We start from the raw sequence: 21,697 nt of genomic DNA, 5'->3' as shown, positions 1-21,697 counted from the left end.
CGATCAGCATCGCTAACGCAACCCCTTGCGGTCCACCTGTTGTGGTCTTAATCTCTCTTGTCAGCGCACGTACGTTCGTTAATCGAACAGGAGAATCAGATGGTCACACCAGTGATTAACCCGGTGGAGCGCCGAGGGGGCCAGGTCGCCCGCGGGCTTCTCACCATGGCCGGCATCGGCATGTGGGAGCGCTTCTCGTTCTATGGGACCCAGGTCGTCCTGCTGTACTACCTCTACTTCAGCGCCGACCAGGGCGGGCTCGGGCTCCAGCCGGCGGAGGCCGTCGCGATCGTCGGCACCTATGGCGCGCTGGTCTACTGCTTCACGATCGCCGGGGCGTGGCTGTCCGACCGGATCCTCGGGCCGGAGCGGACGGTTTTCGTCAGCGCGGTCGGGATCATGCTCGGCCACCTGGCACTCGCGGCGCTGCCTGGAACGGCCGGACTGATGGTCGGACTCGGCCTGCTGGTGATGGGCACCGGCGGCACCATCAGCAACATGCCCTCCTCGGTGGGGTTGCTCTACGACGCCGACGACCACCGTCGCGACGCGGGCTTCATGCTCTTCTACATGGGCCTCAACGTGGGCGCCCTCGGCGGTCCGCTCCTCACGGGCCTGCTGCGCAAGGAGCAGGGCTTCCACGTCGCGTTCGGCGCCGCAGCCGTCGGCATGGCCATCGGCCTCGTCGTGTACACGCTCGGGCGTCGCAACCTCAGCCCCGAGGGACGTCAGGTCCCGAACCCGGTGGCGGCCGGGAGCGCCGTACCACGGCTGCTGGCAGTGGCCGCCCTCGCCGCGCTCGTCGTACTCGCCGTCGCCTCCGACTGGCTCACCCCGTCCAACCTTCCCGACGTCACGGCAATCGCCGTCGCCCTCATCAGCTCCGCCGTGTTCGCCACGATGCTCCGCAGCCCGAAGACAACGGCGCCCGAGCGGCGGCAGGTGACGGGCCTCATCCCGCTCTACCTCGCGGGCGCGGTCTTCTTCGCGCTCTACCAGCAGCAGTTCACGGTCGTGCAGGTCTACGTCGCGTCGCGCGTCGACCTGGAGCTCGGCGGCATCACCCTGGCACCCGAGTTCTTCAACTCGGTCGTGCCCGCCTTCGTCATCGTGCTCGCCCCGCTCTTCGCGCGGTGGTGGAACAGGCAGGGCACCCGTCAGCCCTCGGCCCCGGCCAAATTCCTGGTCGCCCTGATCGGCATCAGCGCGGCGTTCTTCTGCTTCCTGCCCCTCGCCGGCCGCGAGGGCGCGACCATCTCACCCCTCGCCATCTTGGGCATCCTGTTCCTTTTCACCGTCGCAGAGCTCTTCATCGCCCCCGTCCAGCTCGCCGTCGCCACCCGGCTCGCCCCCGCCCACCACCAGACCCAGACCGTCGGCCTGATGTTCTTGTCGATCGCCCTCGGATCGTCGCTGGGCGGGATCGCCGGAAAGTCCTACTCCCCGACCGCCGAGACCGAGTACTTCCTGACCGTCGGTCTCGCCGCTCTGGCCTGCGCGGCCGTCTTCGCGGTCTCGATCCCGTGGATCAGGCGGACTATCGCGGACGACGACGGACGCTGAACCCCCAGCCGCTGCTGGGCATCCGTTGTCGTTCTCGCGAACGGAGGATGCCCAGCCCGGGCGCGAAGGGGAAGTTGAACCGGAGAATTCCTCCGCTCTGACGTCTGACGGTGGCGTCCCGCGTCGTGGTGGAGTTTCTCGACACCGTGCGGGTCAGTTGGTTTCTCATGATGCCGTCATGAGTTCGGGCTTGGCCACCTTTTGAGTGGTGTTGTTCGTGGCGGTGATGAGTTCCATCGAAACCTCGAACTGCTCACCCACGTGCTCGGCATCAGGCTGGGCGAAACCAATTCGTGGATCGTGCGGATCAGTGCCGCGACCATCCCAATTTGGCTCAGAGTTGCCCTTCGGCACCACGGCCAGCACGTTGCGCATGAAGTCGACCCGGCACCGCTGCCAGCTCGCCCCGACAAACACAGCTGCGATCGCTGCCTTCAACCCGGTGTGGGCATCGCTGATGACCAGCTGTACACCACCCAGCCCACGGCCCTTCAAACCCCGCAGGAACGCGGTCCAGAACGCCCCGTCTGCGCTGTCCCCGCCATCGAACCCGAGGACCTTAATGACGCCCGTCCGCGGTGATACCGGTCGCGATCACCCTCGCCCTGGGACACCACCCGGCGGTGCACCCGGGCCTTGCAGTAGGTCGCTTCCAAGAAGACGTAGGGGTAAGCGATCTCGGCCAGCGACCGATCCCGGAACGCGCCGACCTCCTCATCGAGGCCGGCGCAGATCCGGGAGACCTCCAAATGATCGGACTTGCTGATCCCGGTGCGCTGATCCCGGTGTCGGTTCCAACGCATTGACCAGATCGTCGACCTTCCCGGTCGAGACCCCGTGAAGGTAGGCCTCCATCACGACCGCGAACAACGCCTGGTCGACCCGCCGCCGGCGTTCGAGCAGAGGGGGGAAGATCCCGATCCCGACCGCAGCTCCGGGATCGGCAGCTCCCAGATCACCGGCGGTCGTGAACAAGGTCCGGGACCGTGACCCGTTGCGTTGCGCAGACCGCTCAGGGCTGCGTTCCGCGGGCCAAGCGCCGATCACCGCAGTGAGCTCGGCGTCGATCAACGCCTGGTAGATCGTCTAAGCGGCGGTGCGAACGCGGTCCTCGACCCCACCCGCCTGCATGGCTTCAAGTACCTCGAGTAGTGCACCATTGTCCAAGGCCATCGTGCTTCGTGGCCTATGTGAGTGTCTGTCGCAAGAACTCACTGACCGTCGCACGATGGCCGCCTACTTCACCGGCCGCACGACGAACCCCAACGCCGACGAACTACACCACTCGGCGGGACGTCACCCCCTGCGGTGGGTTATCGGTCAACACTGTGTTCTGCGTCGCTGCCTGGCCTTGCGGGCGCGCCTCGGCGCGCGGCGCGGCGCTGGGCATCCTCGTGCGCCTCACGGAGGAGGCGGATAGCCAGCCCGTGCGTGCTCGGGCCGGGGTTCACGATCGACACCCAACCCTGGCCGCGGTACACAGGGTGAGGGAGAACCACGTCGGCGGCCGCGTAGTCACGCGTCGTCACCCATGACCGAGGATCCTCACCGATCAACTCAAGGAACGCGTCGGTGCCGACATGGATGTTCAGTCGCCAGCGATCGGGCTCGTCGAGGTCCGACTGGGCATCATCGGGATAGTTCTTGGTCACGATGGTCGCGTAGGGCTGCTCACGCGTAGGCACCTGGCCGTCGGGTGCGTAATAAAAGAAGTGGTCACCCCACGCGATCGCTGGGAACGCGCTGCCCTCGCCCGGGGCAAGCTCGAGCACCCCGTCAAAAGCTCGGATTGTCTCTAGAAGTTGGTCCATACTCATGGTTAAAGCATGTAGTTGAAGTGCTAATGGAGGGTTGGGCGATGAGAGCGGGCGAAACGACGCCATCCATGACCACTGCTGCCGCCGCAACGGCGACGGGATACTCCGTTCAGCAGGTCCGTGACCTGGAAGCTCTTGGTGTGATCCCCGAGGCGGCCAGGTCCCCGAATGGGTATCGGCACTTTTCGGCACAACATGTGCGAAGCCTGCGCGCCTACCGCGACCTCGCTGCAGCAGTCGGCCCGGTCGAGGCTCGACGTGCCATGAGGGACATCCGGCTACAACCGCGCGCGGAAGCAGCGTCCCTCATCTGCGGATTTCATGCTCGGCTCAACGCGGAACGAGAGCAGGCGCTCTCAGCACGGTCTGCCCTGGAGACCATCAACGAAGAGGCAGCGACCGACGTCCCGCCTGTCGAAGACGACTCGATGAGCATCACCGAACTGTCGCAGGCTCTCGGAGTCAGATCCTCGACGCTCCGATTCTGGGAGAAGGCCGGCCTAGTGGCACCCAGCCGCGTCGCAACACGATCCGGCACTGCGCGGCGCTACACCGTCACCGCGATCCGAGAAGCGCGAATCACCGCCGCCCTGCGCAGCGGCGGCTACCGCATCCCAGACGTGCAAAAGGCGATTACGGCAATCCGCGACCTCGACGATGTGAGCGACTCACTCATCGCGCTCGACGCGCGACTACGCAGCATTGCCGAACGCACGCTCGCTTTGTTGCGAACCGGCGCGCTGCTCGCAGAGATCATCGAGTCATCGCCAGCATCTTGACCAGATGTTCCTGCGTGCGTTTCTCCGCGTCATCACCTCCTGCCCGCAACAACTAGAAGGAGAAAAACGATGGCAAAATACACCGGAAACGGCTACCGCAAGGGCGCGTCAAGAACCGATCCGAGTTCCAGCACCCCAACGGAACTTCCATCAACTGGGACACCAACACGGGTCGGATCCTCAATGTCAGCAAGCAGCCCCACAGGGCGTGCCGGACGAGAAGAAGCGAGATGCGTCCACCCCCGGCCCCCGATGGAATAGCGCAGGCCCCCAATGAGCGGCGACGAAGCGGTGGCGACGATTGGCGTCGTCATCATGAGCGCTTGCTGGACCACGGGCGGCCGGGGTGCTCTCCACCGGCGGATGATCCAGCACGAGCTCGACCTTGCCGATCGCGTGCACGACCCTCTTCTACGCGACACCATGAGGCGGAGTGCAGAGAAGCGCGCAGCGATCTATCTAGGGCGCACCATGCATGCCGACGCCTCCAACAAGACCTTCCTGCCAAACTATCGGCCGGCTGCTCGTCGGCATCGGGACCGTGACGTTGACGTCCCAGATCGACGGCATTCCTGAACTGGCACGAGCGACAGGCAACCTCATCTCGGTTGCATTGATCTTCGGTGGTTCGGCGCCATAGTCGACTCCATCCTGCGCCACGGACTGGCGTGGCCGGTGGGCTCTCCGCACTCCCCCGTCAACACCGCACTCCAGCTCTTCTAACCGTCTCGTTGTCCATTCGACTCCATCCGCTACCGACCCTTGACGACCCTCCGCTGCACACCGCCCACATCCCTTCGAACTACTCCTCATCAGGCGGCACGCATGCTACGAAGGTTCGTAGTTCGGTCCGTCCCCCCGGGACGGGCCGTGCGTCATTTCTGGGGTGCTTGACGAGTAGTGACGGGCGGTGGTCGGGGCCGTGCACGGTGGCGTGAAGTTCTACCGCGGCTGCGCCAAGGCCGCCCGGAACTACGTCGAGGCCGACCGCTCGCGGGCTGACGACTACTACCTCGCCGAGGGCTCCGGCATCGCCCAGCGGTACGTCGCAACCAACTCCCCCACCGTCGGGGTCGCTGTCGGTGCAGCTGGCGAGCTCGACGGTGACGGGTACGAGACGTGGGTCGCTGGCTACGACACCAGCGGTGTCGCGAAAGGCCGCCTGCGGACCGATAAGAAGGGGTTGCGGTTCGTCGAGGTCGTGGTCAACGGACCGAAGACCTGGTCTTTGGCAGCATCCCTGCACCCGGAGATCGCGGACGCGTACGACGCTGCCCAAGAGCGGGCGGCGGTCGAGATCATCGGCTGGCTGGCCGAGCACTCCACGACCCGGGTCGGACCACGCGGGCTGCAGATCCAGGTTCCAGTCGAGAGGCTCGAGGCGGCGGTGGTGCGGCACTACACGTCTCGCGCCGGCGACCCCCACCGGCACCTCCACCTGCAGGTCAACGCCCGCGTGTTCGCCCAAGGCGGGTGGCGGGGACTGCACTCGGTCGGTGTCGTGGACTCGATCGAGGCCATCAACGGCATCGGTCACGCCGCCGTCATGTGCGACCCCGAGTTCCGCACGGCGCTCGCCGCGTATGGGTACACGCTCGACGCTGAGTCGGGCGAGATCACCCAGCTGGCTCCGTTCGCCGGAGAATTCAGCCACCGTGCTGCGCAGATCGGCCGGCACGTCGACCGGTACGAGGCCCAGTGGCGCGCCGACCACCCCGGCCAAGAACCCAGCGCGGCTTTGCGTCGTGCATGGGACCGGCGGGCATGGGCCGAGGCACGACCGGACAAGGTGGTCCCGACCGACGGCGCCGAGCTGGTCGACCGGTGGCGTGAAGAGCTGCACGACCTCGGCTTCCAACCGCCCCGCGTCGCCGCGGGGTTGTCGACGGCTGCGGTCGGAGGGATCGACCGCGAGAGCGTCACCGATCTCGTGCAGTCCCGGCTCGGGGCGCGTCGCTCGGCCTGGAACAGCGCGGACATCCGTGGCGAGGTCGAACGGATCGTCGCCGCTGCTGGCGTCGTCGCCGAACCGGTCGTGCGGCGCGAGCTGGTCGAGGACCTGACCGCACGAACCATCAACACGTGCCTGCGGCTCGTGGACCGCGACGACGCCCCCGAACACATCCGGTCCCTGAGCTCCAAGCGTGTGGTCGCGGTCGAGAAGGACCTCGTCGACCGCATCGCGCGCCGCGCAGACAAGGACAGTGCTGACCCGTCGGCGGTGCGGCCGGTCCGTGTCGGTCCGGTCGTAGCGCGGCGACGTCTCGACCCCGGCCAGCGACAGGTAGTCACTGTTCTCGTCAGTCGCAGTCCGCTGGTGGTTGTCGAGGGCGCAGCAGGCGCAGGCAAGACCACCACCCTCGCAGTGGCCGCATCTGTGCTCGGGATGGATGAGCGGCGGATGGTGGTGGTGACGCCGACCCTGCGGGCGGCACGCGTCGCGGAAGCCGAGGTCGGGTCACCTGCATCGTCCGCCGCCTGGCTGGCCCATCAGTACGGCTACCGGTGGGACGGCGACGGCCGCTGGACTCGCGAACCCTTCGACATCCGCTCTGACCGGCACCTGCTCGACCCACGAGCACGACTCATGCCCGGCGACCTGCTGCTCGTCGACGAGGCCGGGATGCTCGACCAGGACACCGCCCACGCCCTGTTCACCATCGCCGACGAGACCGGCGCCCGGATCGCGCTCATGGGCGACCGTCACCAGCTCCCCGCCGTCGGCCGCGGCGGCGTGCTCGACCACGCCACCCGCTGGACACCCACCCACGCCCAAGTCGCCCTCGACACCGTCCACCGGTTCACCGACCCCGCCTACGCCGACCTGTCCCTGCTGATGCGCGAAGGCAACAGGCCCGTGCACGTCTTCGACCACCTCCTCGAACGCGGCGACATCGTCATCCACCCCACCGAGGTCGAACGCACCGCCGCCCTCATCGAGGCAGGAGCTGCCGGTGCCACCGTCATCACCGACACCCGCGACCAAGTCGCGGACCTCAACGCGGGCATCCGGGACCGCCACCACGCCGACCACCGGTCCGACCACAGTGCCAGCTCCAACGACCTGCCGGTCAGCCACACCCAGTCTGGCGAACCAGTCTGGGTCGGCGACCTGATCACCACCCGACGCAACGACCGCGACCTCGACGTCGCCAACCGCGACCGCTGGACCGTCACCGGAACCGACCGGCACGGCAACCTCGAGATCCGCGGTGACCGCGGCAGCCGAACACTCCCCCGCGAGTACACAAAGGCGCACGTGGAGCTCGCCTACGCCACCACCGTCCACGGCGCCCAGGGCGACACCGTCGACCACGCCCACTTCGCCCTCAACGAGACCACCGGCGCGGCCGCCACCTACGTCGCCATGACCCGCGGCCGACACTCCAACACCGCCCACCTCGTCGCCGACACGATCGACGACGCCCGCGAGCAATGGCTCACCACGTTCAACCGCGACCGCGCCGACCTCGGCCCCGCCCGGGCCCGTGAGCGCGCCTTGGACGACATCGACCGCTACGGCCCCACACCACGTCGTACGAGGCCCGAGCACCAGCTACCCCCGCCCGGTCGGCAGGTTCCCCCCAGCCCGACCATTGGATTCTGATGCCCCGTCGCAGCCGTCGCCGGCACCGTGTCCGGCACCGCGTCAAGACCATTCGGGAAACGACTGGGGGGAACCTGCTTACCTGCACAAACACCAGATGTACTCCAGGTTCCCCCCATTCGGAGACCCGAAAGCGGCGTACCTGCGCAGTCATCATCGGTCAGTCCGGTTGGCCCTGGTTCGACCCCGGCGGAACGCAGTTCGTCCCCGTTGATCGCTCGATGGGTCCAGCTGGACTTAGGTGACTGAGAGTGCCGAGAGGACCAGCCCATGAAACCCATCGAGATCCCCGCCGAGTGGAACGACAGCGCGCTCCTGACCTTCGAGGAGTTCTGCGCCCTGATCCGCACCCCGCAACGTACTGTCCGCGACTGGCGCCGACGCGGCGTCGGGCCGCGGTTCTGGCGGTTCAACGGCACCGGCCGGCTCTACACCACCGTGGCCGAAGTACGCCGGTGGATCGCGCCAGCCCTCACCGGGTCCGCACGGCATTTCACCGGGTCGGGAGATCAGCCATGAGTGAGGCGGCCCGTCCCACCGGCCTGCTCACGATCGACGAGGCAGCCGAGTACCTCCATGTGCCCGCGCGCTGGGTCGCCGACGCCGTGCGGGCACGGAAGGTCCGGTGCACCCGGATCGGCAAGCACGTCCGCTTCCGAATCGAGCATCTCGAGGAGTTGATCGCCGCTGGCGAGCAACCGGCGACTGCCGAGGTCGTCCCCATCGCCCGCGGGCGACGTCGATCGAAACTGTGACGAACGGCTCGGCCTTTCGTCTACGGCAGGGTCGCCGGCAGCAATGCGAAGTGGCCGCCGTCAGCCGGTGTTAGCGACGGGAAGTGACGCCGATCGAACGTGGCGATCTCCCGGACACCGAGCCGCTCTGCGACCGCGACCACGGATGCGTCGGTACCGCCCACCGGGAACGAAGAGTAGGTCCGTACCAAGTGTGCCGTCCGCTCGACGTCTGCCGTCGTCAGCTCCACCAAGGTGAAGGTGCCGTCAGCGACGGCATCGAGGAACGCGGCCTCCACCTCAGGGCCGCCGTGCTCGTTGAGCCAGTAACAGACCTCAGCCAGCACCGTCGGCGGCAGCGCGATCTCCTCACCCGTCATGTGAAGAGCGCGGAACAGGTCGTTCGCAACCTCGTAGTGGCGGTCCTTGACGTTGGACAGCGCCACGAACGGACCGGTGTCGCAGATGATCACGGGCGTTCACGTCCGAAGCCGCGGGCGAGGATGGAGTCGACGTACTCCGGCGTTGAGCCGTTGTCCGGTCCGTCCTTGATCATGCCTGCGAACTTCGGAGGCCACGTGCCCTTGGGCTTCGACGAGCTGAGCCGGCGGGCGTCCGCGAGCAGCACGTCAACCTGATCGTCGGGCATGCCCTCGATCAGGTGGATCAGCTCGTCACGGTTCGCGGTCACGACAACCACTGTAGGCGAGCAAGTCGGCGGGCGGCCGGCTCGACGCCGGGCCTCGGCGGTCGTATCCGCTCACCCATCGCCAGCCCTGCGCTTCGCGGCCTTCTTCTTCGCCTTCTTCCTCGGCTTGCCCGACGACTCGCCCGCCGGTCGGATCGTCTTGCCGGACAAGGCGGTGTCGATGATCCCCGAGATCAGCTCGTCGCCCGCGGGGAGCAGGTGTCCGTAGGTGTCGATCGTCGTGGTGATCGACTCGTGGCCCAAGCGGGCCTGGATGTGCGGCAGCGGTGCGCCGCCCGCGACCAGCCAGGCGACGTGAGTGTGCCGCAGGTCGTGGAACCGGAAGCGTCCAATGCCCTCGGCCTCGAGCGACGTCATCAGCTTTCGCCAGACATGAGTGGCGAAGTCGGCGTTGTGCAGCGGGTAGCCCGCGTTGGACACGAAGACGAAGTCGTCGGCCGCCTTGCCCTTGATCCGCTTCCTCAGCACCTTCACGAGCGCCGGCGAGATGGTGATGGTGCGCCGCGACTTCGCCGTCTTGGGTACGCCGAGGTGGTGATCCCGGATCCGGTGCTTCGTCTTCAGCTGCTTCGCCAGCCAGCCCGGGACGTCGGTCGCGTCGTCCTCGCCGTTGCGCTTCCAGGCCTTGTTGACCCGGATCGTGCGACGCTCGAGGTCGATGTCGGAGACCCACAGTGCGCCGATCTCCCCGAACCGGAGCCCGGTTCCGACGGCGACCTGGATCAGGTCGCCGTAGCCTCCCGCGAGGACGACGACGCGCTCGAGCTCCTTCTCGGTCAGGAAGCGCAGCTCGGGGCGCGACTGCTTCACCCGGGACACCCGAGGAGCAGTACCGATCGCGGGGTTCGCGACGAGGTGGCCGTGCTTGACGGCGTAGGCGAACACGCCGTGGATCAGCCCGTGGTAGTTCGCCTTTGTCTTCAGGGAGCGGTCCCAGTCGATCAGCCACTGCTTGAGGTCGGCCTCACTGACCTCGGTGACAGGCTTCGTGAAGATACGGGTCCCGCGGATCTGGGTCCTCTCCAGCACCCCGAGGTGGCCGAGGTACCGCTTGCGGGTACCGGGTGAAAGGTCGACGATCTGACGGACGTACTCCTCAGCGATGTCGACGAACCGCGGTGGCGTCGCCAGCGGGTTCTCCTCGCCGGGCGGTCGGACGAAGCCCTCGCCCTTGACCCAGCCCTCGGGCCACCACTGACCGGCGGCGTCGACCATCTTCTTGAAGCCCTCGGCGCGGGCCAGGTTCTCTGCGTCGGTGCCGGCGCTGAAGACCTCGATCTGGGTCGCGCCCTCGCGGGAGCCCCCGAGGCGCCACTTCACGCGGGCCGAGATCCCGCCGTCCGTACGGCGGCGCTTCTCGATGTAAGCCATGTCCAAACCTCTCCGAGTAGAGGCTGGTGCACCCTTCGTGCGCCCTTGGAGTTTCAGGCTAACTCCGAAAACGCACGAAGCCCCAGGTCATCCCTGGGGCTTCTCACGTGCGCGAGGGGGGAGTTGAACCCCCACGTCCTTTCGGACACACGGACCTGAACCGTGCGCGTCTGCCTATTCCGCCACTCGCGCGTGAAGCCCGCCAAGGTTATCCCAGGCCTCGGCGCTCGCCCAAAACGGGGGGTAGGCCGGAGGGTCGCCTCGCCGGGAGGCAGGCGAGCGGGGAGCGAAGGTCCCGGTCCGGGCAGGGCGCCACCGATACGATCGTGGGGATCGTCGGGCAGGGGTCCGGCGTGCGAGGCGTGCGGAAGGAGGGCAGCGACGTGGGCGGACTGCAGCGGTTCGAGCAACGCCTGGAGCAGGCGATCTCCGGCGTCTTCGCGCGCACCTTCCGCAGTGCCGTCCAGCCGGTGGAGGTCGCGGCGGCGCTGCAGCGCGAGCTCGACAACCAGGCGCAGGTCCTGTCGCGGCAGCGGCGGCTGGTGCCCAACAGCTTCGTCGTGGAACTCTCCGACGGCGACCTGGAGCGGCTGGCGCCGTACGACTCGGCGCTCGCGAGCGAGCTGACCACGCAGCTGACCGAGCATGCGGAGCTGCAGTCCTACGTCTTCCCGGGCCCGATCCGGATCGTGTTCGAGGCGGCCGACGACCTGGGCACCGGGCGGTTCCGGGTGCGCAGCCACGCCGAGGCGGAGGTCACCGGCCAGGGCCGGCGCAGCAGCCAGCGCACCCGCGCGGTGCTCGAGGTCAACGGCACCGAGCACCCGCTGCAGGCACCGGGACTGGTCGTGGGCCGGGGCAGCGAGGCCGACCTGCGGATCAACGACCCCGGGGTGAGCCGGCGGCACGCCGAGTTCCTGATCACCACCCAGCCCGGTACGACGGGCACCGGTCCCGTCCACGTCGAGGTGCACGACATGGGATCGACCAACGGCATCCGCGTCGACGGGCAGAAGGTCGCGCGGGCGACCCTGCGCGACGGCTCCCGGGTCCAGATCGGCCACACGTCCCTCGTGCTCCGACTGCTCCAGGAGACAAGTCAGGTGGCGGATGTCTGAGCTGACCCTGTTCCTCGTCCGGATCGCCTATCTCGCGATCCTGTGGATCTTCGTGCTCTCCGCGATCTCCGTGATCCGCTCCGACATGTTCGGTGCCCGGGTGCCCGCACCCGCCGCGCCCGGCAAGCAGCCCCGCGCCCCGAAGCCGGCGAGCCCGCGCCGCGGCCAGCCCACCCGGGTCGAGGTCGTCCAGGGCGTCAACACCGGCATCGTCGCCGACCTCTCCCAGGCCCCGGTCCTCATCGGGCGCGGCAACGACGCGGCCATCCGTCTCGACGACGACTACGTCTCCACCCGCCACGCCCGGATCGTTGAGTCCGGCGGCCAGTGGTACGTCGAGGACCTCGGCTCCACGAACGGCACCTACCTCGGCAGCCAGCGGCTCACCCAGCCGGTCCCCGTCGGCCTCGGTTCGCAGATCCGCATCGGGAAGACGATCGTGGAGCTGAGGAAGTAGATGACCGACGCCCCGAGCACCCCACCCCCGCCCCCCGAGCCGCAGCCCGACACCCCACCCGAGACCGTCGACGTACGGCTGCGGGCGGCACGGCCCCCGCTCCGCCTCGACGGGTACGCCGTCTCCGACGTCGGCCGGGTGCGCAAGGACAACCAGGACTCGGGCTACTCCGGCCCCTGGCTGCTCGCGGTGTGCGACGGCGTGGGCGGCGCGGCCCGCGGCGACATCGCCTCCGGTACGGCGATCGGGGAGCTGCGCCGGCTCGACGAGCCCCCGGGCCAGGTCGACGTGATCGACCGGGTCAACGACGGCCTGCACGAGGCGCACGTGTCGATCGGTGCCCAGGTCGACCAGGACCCGGCCCTCAACGGCACCAGCACGACCGCGACGGTCGCCCTCTTCGACGGCCGGCGGCTGGCGGTCGGCCACGTCGGCGACTCGCGCGCCTACCTCCTGCGCGACGGCGAGCTGTCGCAGCTGACCAACGACCACACCTTCGTGCAGAGCCTCATCGACGAGGGCCGGATCACCGAGGCCGAGGCGCGGGTCCACCCGCACCGCAACCTGATCCTCAAGGCGCTCGACGGGCTGCACGACGTCGAGCCCGACCTGTTCGCGCTGGAGCTGGTCCCGGGCGACCGCCTGTTCCTGTGCAGCGACGGCGCGTGCGGCGTCCTCGAGGACGACCGGATCACGGCGCTGCTGGTCGACGGGACGCCGGAGTACACCTCGATCGAGCTGGTCCGCGCGAGCCTCGACGCCGGCAGCTCCGACAACGTGACCTGCGTGGTCGCCGACGTCGTCGACGCCGACCCCGCTGCTCCCGCCGACCGCACGCCGGCCGAGCCGATGGTGGTCGGCGCGGCCGCGGACCTGAGCCGGCGCCGGGCGCGCACCCTGTTCCGCGCGCACCGCTCCGGCGACACCGGCGAGCTGGAGCCGATCACCGCCGAGATCCCCGCCGGCGTCGGCTACGCCATCCCCGAGGACCCGATCGTCGACCCCGAGGCGCTGCGCTACGCGCCCCAGCCCCCGCCGCGGTTCGCCTGGGCCCGGCGCCTGCTGGCAGCGGCGATCGTGCTCGGCATCGCCTGGATCGCGGTCGGCACCGGCTACTGGTGGAGCCAGCAGAAGTACTACGTCGGCGAGCAGGACGGCTACGTCGTGATCTACCGCGGCGTCGACGTACCCGGCCTGTCCCACGTCTACGAGATCTCCGACCTCGCGCTCGCCGACCTCCAGGAGTCCACCCAGGAGGAGGTCCGCGACGGCGCGATGATCTACAGCACCGTCGAGCGCGCCCGCGACGCGATCACCCGGATCGGCGCCAACGGCCGCCAGTCCGGCGACGACGCGACGCCCACCACGCCGACGGAGCCGACCACCGCGCCCACCTCCGAGCCCGCCTCGCCGTTCGCCCCGTCGACGGGCGCCACCCCGACCGTGACCGCCCCGAGCGGCGCCTGAGGGCGGACGACCAGCCATGGCCACCAACTCCGCGCTGATGGGATTCGTGCACCGCCGCCGGCGGGGCGCGGAGCTCTTCCTGCTCGTCCTCGCCCTGATCGTCGGCATCGGCGCCTACGCCGCCGTCGGGCTCGGCGTCGACGGCGAGGTGCCCACGAACCTGATCGGGTACGGCGGCTGGCTGACCCTGCTCGTCGTCGCCGCGCACATCGCGGTGCGCATCGTCGCGCCGTACGCCGATCCGGTGCTGCTGCCCGTCGTGGCAGCCCTCAACGGGCTGGGGCTGGCGATCATCCACCGCATCGACCTCGCCAAGGACACCGGCCTGGCCAGCCAGCAGCTGACCTGGATGACGCTCGGCGTCGTCCTCTTCGTCGGGACGCTGATCGTGCTGCCCGACCACCGGCTGCTCGCCCGGTTCACCTACACCTCGGGCCTGACCGCCATCGCGCTGCTGATCCTGCCGATGATCCCGGGGCTCGGCACCCAGATCAACGGCGCCCGGATCTGGATCGCGCTCGGCCCGTTCAGCTTCCAGCCCGGAGAGATCGCGAAGGTGCTGCTCGTCATCACCTTCGCCGGCTACCTCGTCGTCCACCGCGACGCGCTCGCCCTGGCCGGTCGGCGCGTGGTGTTCGTCGACCTGCCGCGCGGTCGCGACCTCGGTCCGATCCTGATGATGTGGGTCGTCAGCCTCGGCATCCTCGTGCTGCAGCGCGACCTCGGCTCCAGCCTGCTGTTCTTCGGCCTCTTCCTCGTCATGCTCTACGTCGCGACCGAGCGCCCGGGCTGGCTGGTCGTCGGCGCGCTGCTGTTCTTCGGCGGCGCGGCGGTCGCGTTCCGGATCTTCAGTCACGTGCAGAGCCGGGTCGACATCTGGCTCGACCCGTTCGCCGACGCCGACGGCAGCGGCTACCAGCTGGTGCAGGCGCTCTACGGCTTCGCCTGGGGCGGCCTGGTCGGCCGCGGCCTCGGCGAGGGCATGCCCCAGCGGGTGCCCTACGTCGAGTCCGACTTCATCCTGGCCGCCATCGGCGAGGAGCTCGGCCTGACCGCCGTGATGGCGGTGCTGCTGCTCTACGGCCTGGTCGTGGAGCGGGCGCTGCGCGCGGCGCTGATCTCCCGCGACGGCTTCGGCAAGCTGGTGGCCACCGGTCTCGCCGCGGTCTTCGCGCTCCAGGTCTTCGTCGTGATCGGCGGCGTCACCCGACTGATCCCGCTGACCGGTCTCACCACACCGTTCCTGTCGTACGGCGGCTCCTCCCTCGTCGCGAACTGGGTGATCATCGCCATCCTGCTGCGCATCTCCGACCAGGCCCGCCGGCCGCTGCCCGACCTGGCCGCCGACGAGGCGGAGGACCCCGACGACCAGGCCACCCAGGTCGTCAAGGTCATGCCGGAATGGCGGTGAGCTGAGCGATGAACAAGCCGATCCGCGCGGTCTCGATCTTCTGCATGTTCCTGTTCCTCGCCCTGATGGCGAATGTGACCTACGTGCAGTTCTGGAAGTCCGACGACTACAACACCGATCCCCGCAACGCCCGCGTCGCCGAGGCGTCCTACAGCCGCGAGCGCGGCCAGATCCTGGTCGGCGACCAGCCGGTCGCGGAGAGCAAGAAGTCCGACGACCGCTACAAGTACCTCCGCGTCTACCCGGAGTCGGGCGCCCGGATGTTCGCGCCGGTCACCGGCTACCTCCAGCTCGGCAGCCAGACCGGCATCGAGCGCAGCCAGAACGCCGTGCTCACCGGCGAGGACCCGCAGCTGTTCGTCACCCGGCTGGTCGACCTGCTCAAGGGCGAGACCGCGCAGGGCGGCAATGTCGTGCTCACCCTGGACGCCGCCGCGCAGAAGGCCGCCTTCGAGGGGCTGCGCGACACCCTGGGCCCGCGCGGCGAGGGCTCGGTCGTGGCGATCCAGCCGAAGACCGGCCGGGTGCTCGCGATGGCCTCCTACCCGTCGTACGACCCCAACGAGCTCGCCACCCACGACTCCGCGAAGGCGTCGGAGGCCTACCAGGCGCTCGACGCCGACGAGCGCGAGCCGTTGCTCAACCGGGCGCTGCGGACCCGGCTGTTCCCGGGCTCGACCTTCAAGCTGGTGACCGCGGCCGCGGCGATCGAGGACGGCAAGTACCACGCGGGCGACGACGTCCCCGCGGGCGCGTCGTACCAGCCGCCGGGCACCACCCACGACATCGGCAACGACGGCCGGAGCCGCTGCAGCCCCGAGAAGATCAGCTTCGCGACCGCGATGGAGTGGTCCTGCAACACCACCTTCGCGCGGCTCGCGGTCGAGGTCGGCCCGGAGAAGATGCGCGAGCAGGCGGAGGCGTTCGGCTTCAACAGCACCTCGCTGCTCGACCTGCAGGGCCAGGTCCAGTCGGTCTACCCGACCGGCGTCGACGTGCCCGACGGCGAGGGCGGCGGCACCCGCGAGCTGAGCCTCGCCGAGACGGCGCAGACCGGCATCGGCCAGAACGCCGTGCAGTCCACACCGCTGCAGATGGCGATGGTCACCGCCGCGATCGCCAACCAGGGCAAGCTGATGCGCCCCTACCTGGTCGAGAAGGTGCAGACCGCCGGGTTCAACGTGCTGCGCACCACCGAGCCGGAGACCCTCAACGAGAGCGCGGTGTCGGCCGCGACGGCCGGCGAGCTCACCCAGCTCCTCGAGGCCACGGTCGACAACGGGACGGCGTCGCCCGCCGCGATCCCCAACGTGCGCGTGGCCGGCAAGACCGGCACCGCGCAGCGCGGCGACTCCCTGTGCAGCGCCGGCGGGAAGCCGCCGTACGCCTGGTTCGTCTCGTTCGCGCCCGCGGAGGACGCCGAGGTGGCCGTGGCGGTCATGATCGAAGAGGCGCCCGACCGGGCGTGCAACGAGATCGCGGGCGGCCAGCTCGGTGGTCCGATCGCGAAGGCAGTGATGGAAGCGGTGTTGGAGAAGTGACCGAGCAGAGCAGGTACGCCGACCGGGCCGGTCGCTATCGCCTCGACTCCATGATCGCCACCGGCGGCATGGGGGTGGTGTGGCGCGGCACCGACACTCGGTTGAACCGGCCCGTCGCGGTGAAGGTCCTCAAGCCCGAGTACGCCGACGACCCGATGTTCCGCAGCCGCTTCGAGGGCGAGGCGCGCAGCGCAGCCGCCCTGCACCACCCCGGGATCGCCGGGGTCTACGACTACGGCGCGGGCCCCGAGGACACCGTCGGCGCCGACCTGCCGCCGTACCTCGTCATGGAGCTGGTCGACGGGCAGCCGCTGTCCACACTGCTCTCCAACGCCCGCGCCAGCGGACGCACCCTCGACACCGGCGTCGTGCAGGACCTGATGGCCCAGGCCGCCGACGCGCTCGGTGTCGCCCACCGGGCCGGCATCGTGCACCGCGACGTGAAGCCGGCCAACCTGCTGGTCACCTCCGACCGCACGGTCAAGATCACCGACTTCGGCATCGCCCGCGCCCTCGACTCGGTCGCGCTCACCCGCACCGGCTCGGTGATGGGCACGCCGCAGTACCTCAGCCCCGAGCAGGCCCGCGGCAACCCCTCCACGCCCGCCTCCGACGTCTACTCCCTGGGTGTCGTCGCCTTCGAGTGCCTGGCCGGGCGCCGCCCGTTCGAGGCCGAGACGCCGGTCGCCACCGCGCTGGCCCACCTCCAGCAGCCGGTGCCGCAGCTGCCGCCGAGCGTCCCCGGGCCGCTGGCCGCGGTGGTCCGGCGCGCGCTCGCCAAGGACCCCGCCGAGCGGTACGCCGACGGCGCGGCCTTCGCCGAGGCGCTGCGCTCGCCCGAGGTCGCCGCCGTGACCGGGCCCGACGAGCCGGACGACGGCCAGACCCGGGTGCTGACCGGGGTCGTGCCGCCGGTGCCGGTCCCCGTGCCGGCCACGTCCGGCACCGCGACGCCCGAGCCGATGCGCCGCCTGGACAGCCCGTCGGCGTACGCCGGTGACGATCCGTCGCGCCGGCGCGACGGGGGCGACGGGGGTGGCGAGGACGACGAGCGCACCTCGCCCTGGCCGATCGCGATCGCCGTCCTGGTGGTGGTCGCGATCGCCGTGGTCGCGGCGTTCCTGCTGCTCGGCGGCGGCGATGACGACCCGATCGACACGGAGGCCACCCGGTCGACGCCGACGACCGAGACGACCACGGAGGACACCGAGCCCACCGAGCCGACCAGCGAGCCGGCGGAGCCGACCACGGAGGCGCCGAAGACGGTCGAGGTGGACCAGGAGCAGTACACCTGCTTCAGCAACTACCGGCGCGCCGTCGACGACCTCAAAGCCGACGGCCTCAAGGTCACCTGGGAGCAGGACTCCCGGACCAACGACGGCAGCTGCGCCGAGGGCACCGTGTCCCGGTTCTCCCGCAACGGCACGCTGACCGTCGGCGACGCGATCGTCGTCTACTACTGGGGAGCCGAGCCGGCGGAGCCGACCACGCCGCCCACCCAGCCGACGACACCGACCGACCCGATCACCCTGCCCACCGCTCCCACCGACCTCACCGGGGGTGCCCAGTGACCACTCCTCCGCACGATCCCGGGGCGACCCGGCCCGTCGTCGGCGGGCGCTACGAGCTCGCCGAGCTCCTCGGCCGCGGCGGCATGGCCGAGGTCCGCAAGGGCACGGACACCCGGCTCGGCCGGGTCGTCGCCGTCAAGCGGCTGCGCAGCGACCTGGCCAGCGACGCGACCTTCCAGGCCCGCTTCCGCCGCGAGGCCCAGTCCTCCGCCTCGCTCAACCACCCGGCGATCGTCGCGGTCTACGACACCGGTGAGGAGCGCACCACCCACCTCGACGGCAGCACCGAGGTCGTCCCCTACATCGTCATGGAGTACGTCGCCGGGCGGACCCTGCGCGACATCCTGCGCGAGGGTCGCAAGATCCTGCCCGAGCGCGCGCTGGAGATCACCAGCGGCGTGCTGTCGGCGCTCGACTACAGCCACCGCGCGGGGATCATCCACCGCGACATCAAGCCCGGCAACGTCATGCTGACCCCGTCCGGCGACGTGAAGGTGATGGACTTCGGCATCGCCCGCGCGATGAGCGACGCCCAGTCGTCGATGACCCAGACCGCGGCCGTGGTCGGCACCGCCCAGTACCTCTCGCCCGAGCAGGCGCGCGGCGAGACCGTCGACTCCCGCTCCGACGTCTACTCCGCGGGCTGCCTGCTCTACGAGCTGCTGACCGGGCGTCCGCCGTTCGTCGGCGACTCGCCGGTGGCCGTCGCCTACCAGCACGTCCGCGAGCCCGCCGTCCCCCCGTCGCGGCACGAGGACGACCTCACCCCCGAGGTCGACGCCATCGTGATGAAGGCGCTCGCCAAGCGGGTCGAGGACCGCTACCAGTCGGCCGCGCAGATGCGTGCCGACATCGAGCGCTATCTCGCCGGCCGCCCGGTGCAGGCGGTGATCCCGCCGGTCACGAACGAGACGTCCGTCGTCACGCCGCGACCGCCCGCGCCGACCGACCACGGCGACCACGGCAGCACCGCCGTACGCCCGCCGCTGCCGCCGAGCCGGGACGACGACCGGCGCAGCCGGGTCGGGCTGTGGGTGGTGCTCGGCCTGCTCATCGCCGCGATCATCGCGACCGCGTACATCGTGTGGCCCCGGCTCTTCGACGACACCCCACCGCCCGTACGGGTGCCCAACGTGATCCGGATGAGCGAGGACGACGCCCGCAACGCGATCGGCGACGCCGGCCTCGAGGTCGGCACCGTCACCGTGCGCAATGACGACGAGATCCCCTCCGGGAGCGTCATCGACCAGGATCCCGACGGGGACGACTACGTGGCGCCGGAGTCGAAGGTCAACCTGGTGGTCTCGCTGGGCCCGGGCCAGTTCTCGCTGCCCTCGGTCGTCGAGCTCAAGCGCAAGGAGGCGATCGACACCCTCGTCGGGGCCGGGATCACCCGGCGCAATATCACCGAGCGGGAGTGCGACACCGACGACGACAAGGGCACGGTCGTCGAGCAGAACCCGCCCGGCAACACCATGGTCGACCGCGAGGCGACCGTCGAGCTGTGCGTGTCCGACGGTCCCGAGACCGTCCCCAGCGTCGTCGGCATGAAGCAGGCCGACGCCGAGCGGGCGATCAAGGACGCCGGGTTCGTACCGGTGGTCCGCAGCGCCTCGCCCGACGACGCGAGCCAGAAGAAGGGCCGGGTCACCGAGCAGATCCCGGGCGAGGGAACCCTCGCCGCCGGGTCCAATGTCGTCATCTTCATCTCGACCTACGAGCCGGCGCCGCCGCCCACCGACACCGACGGCGACGGCCTGCCCGACGACGACGAGACCGCCCGCGGCACCGACCCCAACAATCCCGACACCGACGGCGACGGGGTCAGCGACGGCCAGGAGGTCGCCAACGGCACCGACCCGCTCAACCCGCTCGGCCGCGAGGTGTGGCCGGGTGGTCCGGACTCGGGGTCCGACGGGCACGACGCCTGAGCGCCGGCCGGTCAGCGCGGCCGGTCAGCGCCGGCCGGTCAGCGCAGCGGCCGGGCGTACTGCAGATCGACCACGCCGTCGTACGCCGGTGCCTCGACGCGGCTCTCGAAGTCGAGCGACCAGCCCATCTCGATGAGCGGGTTGTCGGCGTCCTTGCGGTAGCCGGCGACGATCGGGTCGGAGGCGACCGCGGCGTACATCTCGCTCTGGTCGCCGACCGCCTCGATGACGTACGGCTGCGGGAAGGGCTCGCCCTGGAGCTGGACCACCGGGCCCTTGCACCGGATGCCGGTCGTCGAGATCACCCGCTGGCCGGCGATCGTCACCGCGGTCGCGCCGCCGCGCCACAGCGCGTTGACCAGCGCCTGGATGTCCTGCTGGTGGACGACGAACCGGTTGAGGTTGAGCCGCTGCTCGGGGTCGAGGCCCTTGTTGCGCTCGACCGCCTCGTCGAGCAGCTCCTCGGGAGCGTCGGCGAGCGTGATCTGGAGCCCGGGGCCGGTGCGCGGCGTCATCCCCGCCGGGTCGCGCAGCTTGGCGATCTCACGCCGCGCGTCGCGGACCCCCTTGTCGCTGACCGCGCCGGTCAGCCGGTCGACCTGGTCGGAGAGGTCCTGGTAGCGGTTCTCCACCTTCCGGTAGTCCGCGGCCTCGCCCTCGACCAGCCCGGACAGATCGGTGTAGCGGCCCGGACGGAGGTCGGAACCCTCGCTGTTGGTGGCCGAGACGGCGAGCAGCGCACCGCTCAGCAGGACGACGACAGGGGTGCCCACCCGCCATCCGAGGGAGCGCCGGGCCACCTCGGGTTTGCGACCTGTCGTACCTCCGGCATGGGCACCCGTCATACTGACAGTGTCCACCACCACGTCGAACGGGCCCAGCCGGGCACGCTCGGCACCTGAACCCGATCGAGGAGCCACCCGTGGCGAAGTCGTCCCGCCTGTCGAAGCGCAAGGAGCGCGAGGTCTTCGGCGACCCGGATCGTGGCCCCGTCCTGAGCGTCCGGTTCGCCATCGCGCTGGTCCTCGTCCTCGGCGGCATCGCCTGGATCCTGTACTACTACTTCGGCATCCGGCCGACCGACGGCTTCGGCAGCATCGGCTCCGACGGCAAGGTCCGCCAGCCCGGCGGCCCGTCCTTCCTCGCCGACCTCGAGGGCAAGAACTACCTGATCGGGTTCATCGCGTTCTTTCTCGGCCTGATGGTCTCGGCCCACCCGAAGACCCCGCTCGGCCGCGGTCGCGGCGTCGTGGTCGGGATGCTGGCCTGCTTCATCATCGGCCTGATCTGGATCTGCATCTTCTACATCTTCCTGACCGGCGACGACCCCAAGAACATCCCGATCATGAGCGACCTCGGACAGAAGAACCTGTTCGTCGGCATCGCGTTCATGGCCGTCGGCTTCGCCTTCGCCACCCGCTGGGAGTAGCCCGCCACCCTCCGCGAGTCGTCCCACCGCGCCGGCCGGATCCCCCTCGGGGATCCCCGGCGCGGTGCTTCGTTTTCCGCCCCTCTCGATTTCCCCAGGGATCTCCACAGCTGGGGAGAACTACACGAGTGTCATTCATCCACAGCGGTGGACAACCCTGGGGAAAAGCCCCCGCCGCCGCTTGTAACTAAG

The 21,697-nt window shown here is 69.7% G+C and carries 18 protein-coding genes, 1 tRNA gene and 1 pseudogene; 13 read left to right on the top strand and 7 right to left on the bottom strand.

Annotated features, from left to right (window positions below; translation table 11 throughout):
- Positions 1-99 precede the first annotated feature (99 nt).
- Complete coding sequence (locus QJ852_00350) at positions 100-1,563, top strand: oligopeptide:H+ symporter (protein WGX96894.1); 1,464 nt, start codon at positions 100-102, stop codon at positions 1,561-1,563.
- Between the two features lie 243 nt (positions 1,564-1,806).
- On the opposite strand, the pseudogene QJ852_00345 reads toward QJ852_00350, so the two are convergent.
- Positions 1,807-2,736 (bottom strand): annotated as a pseudogene (locus QJ852_00345) (IS256 family transposase).
- 140 nt (positions 2,737-2,876) lie between these two features.
- Positions 2,877-3,380 (bottom strand): DUF6194 family protein, encoded by a 504-nt coding sequence (locus QJ852_00340; protein WGX96893.1) that lies wholly within the window; start codon positions 3,378-3,380, stop codon positions 2,877-2,879.
- A 68-nt stretch (positions 3,381-3,448) separates the two neighbouring features.
- On the opposite strand from QJ852_00340, the gene QJ852_00335 reads away from it, so the two are divergent.
- From QJ852_00335 to QJ852_00320, 4 genes are all read left to right on the top strand, one after another.
- Positions 3,449-4,159, top strand: a complete 711-nt coding sequence (locus QJ852_00335) for a MerR family transcriptional regulator (protein ID WGX96892.1) — start codon at positions 3,449-3,451, stop codon at positions 4,157-4,159.
- 910 nt (positions 4,160-5,069) lie between these two features.
- Complete coding sequence (gene mobF / locus QJ852_00330; protein ID WGX96891.1) at positions 5,070-7,766, top strand: MobF family relaxase; 2,697 nt, start codon at positions 5,070-5,072, stop codon at positions 7,764-7,766.
- A gap of 270 nt (positions 7,767-8,036) precedes the next feature.
- Positions 8,037-8,285 carry a helix-turn-helix domain-containing protein gene (locus tag QJ852_00325; GenBank protein WGX96890.1) on the top strand — a complete coding sequence of 83 codons (249 nt, stop codon included), beginning with the start codon at positions 8,037-8,039 and terminating at the stop codon, positions 8,283-8,285.
- Positions 8,282-8,521, top strand: a complete 240-nt coding sequence (locus QJ852_00320; protein ID WGX96889.1) for a helix-turn-helix domain-containing protein — start codon at positions 8,282-8,284, stop codon at positions 8,519-8,521. Before QJ852_00325 ends, QJ852_00320 begins: the two co-directional genes overlap by 4 nt.
- A gap of 20 nt (positions 8,522-8,541) precedes the next feature.
- On the opposite strand, the gene QJ852_00315 is transcribed toward QJ852_00320, so the two are convergent.
- The 4 genes from QJ852_00315 to QJ852_00300 form a co-directional block, all read right to left on the bottom strand.
- A complete protein-coding gene (locus tag QJ852_00315) occupies positions 8,542-8,973 on the bottom strand; it encodes a PIN domain-containing protein (protein ID WGX96888.1) in 432 nt (143 codons plus the stop codon).
- Positions 8,970-9,191 carry a hypothetical protein gene (locus QJ852_00310; GenBank protein WGX96887.1) on the bottom strand — a complete coding sequence of 74 codons (222 nt, stop codon included), beginning with the start codon at positions 9,189-9,191 and terminating at the stop codon, positions 8,970-8,972. The genes QJ852_00315 and QJ852_00310 overlap by 4 nt, the downstream gene beginning before the upstream one ends.
- 69 nt (positions 9,192-9,260) lie before the next feature.
- Positions 9,261-10,580 (bottom strand): site-specific integrase, encoded by a 1,320-nt coding sequence (locus QJ852_00305; protein WGX96886.1) that lies wholly within the window; start codon positions 10,578-10,580, stop codon positions 9,261-9,263.
- A 108-nt stretch (positions 10,581-10,688) separates the two neighbouring features.
- Positions 10,689-10,772 (bottom strand) — tRNA-Leu (locus QJ852_00300).
- Positions 10,773-10,933: 161 nt separating this feature from the next.
- Here QJ852_00300 and QJ852_00295 point away from each other — a divergent pair.
- The 7 genes from QJ852_00295 (at position 10,934) to pknB (ending at position 20,076) form a co-directional block, all read left to right on the top strand.
- Positions 10,934-11,698, top strand: a complete 765-nt coding sequence (locus QJ852_00295) for a DUF3662 and FHA domain-containing protein (protein ID WGX96885.1) — start codon at positions 10,934-10,936, stop codon at positions 11,696-11,698.
- Entirely contained in the window at positions 11,691-12,155 is a 465-nt protein-coding gene (locus tag QJ852_00290) for an FHA domain-containing protein (GenBank protein WGX96884.1), read from the top strand. Before QJ852_00295 ends, QJ852_00290 begins: the two co-directional genes overlap by 8 nt.
- Positions 12,156-13,622 carry a protein phosphatase 2C domain-containing protein gene (locus tag QJ852_00285; protein WGX96883.1) on the top strand — a complete coding sequence of 489 codons (1,467 nt, stop codon included), beginning with the start codon at positions 12,156-12,158 and terminating at the stop codon, positions 13,620-13,622.
- 16 nt (positions 13,623-13,638) lie between these two features.
- Positions 13,639-15,033 (top strand): FtsW/RodA/SpoVE family cell cycle protein, encoded by a 1,395-nt coding sequence (locus QJ852_00280; protein ID WGX96882.1) that lies wholly within the window; start codon positions 13,639-13,641, stop codon positions 15,031-15,033.
- Between the two features lie 8 nt (positions 15,034-15,041).
- Positions 15,042-16,574 (top strand): penicillin-binding protein 2, encoded by a 1,533-nt coding sequence (locus QJ852_00275; GenBank protein WGX96881.1) that lies wholly within the window; start codon positions 15,042-15,044, stop codon positions 16,572-16,574.
- The gene (locus tag QJ852_00270) at positions 16,571-18,145 is read left to right on the top strand and encodes a serine/threonine-protein kinase (GenBank protein WGX96880.1); all 1,575 of its coding nucleotides are present in this window, start codon (positions 16,571-16,573) and stop codon (positions 18,143-18,145) included. Before QJ852_00275 ends, QJ852_00270 begins: the two co-directional genes overlap by 4 nt.
- An 83-nt stretch (positions 18,146-18,228) precedes the next feature.
- Positions 18,229-20,076, top strand: a complete 1,848-nt coding sequence (gene pknB / locus QJ852_00265; GenBank protein WGX99514.1) for a Stk1 family PASTA domain-containing Ser/Thr kinase — start codon at positions 18,229-18,231, stop codon at positions 20,074-20,076.
- 38 nt (positions 20,077-20,114) lie between these two features.
- On the opposite strand, the gene QJ852_00260 is transcribed toward pknB, so the two are convergent.
- On the bottom strand, positions 20,115-20,849 hold the full coding sequence (locus tag QJ852_00260) for a DUF881 domain-containing protein (protein WGX96879.1): 735 nt from the start codon (positions 20,847-20,849) through the stop codon (positions 20,115-20,117).
- A 149-nt stretch (positions 20,850-20,998) separates the two neighbouring features.
- Between QJ852_00260 and QJ852_00255 the strand changes: the two genes are divergently transcribed.
- On the top strand, positions 20,999-21,505 hold the full coding sequence (locus tag QJ852_00255; GenBank protein WGX96878.1) for a cell division protein CrgA: 507 nt from the start codon (positions 20,999-21,001) through the stop codon (positions 21,503-21,505).
- Positions 21,506-21,697: the final 192 nt, after the last annotated feature.

This window comes from Nocardioides sp. L-11A, assembly GCA_029961745.1.
Lineage (GTDB): Bacteria > Actinomycetota > Actinomycetes > Propionibacteriales > Nocardioidaceae > Nocardioides.
Note: the sequence above shows the minus strand (reverse complement) of the source record. Positions and strands in the feature narration are given on the sequence as shown.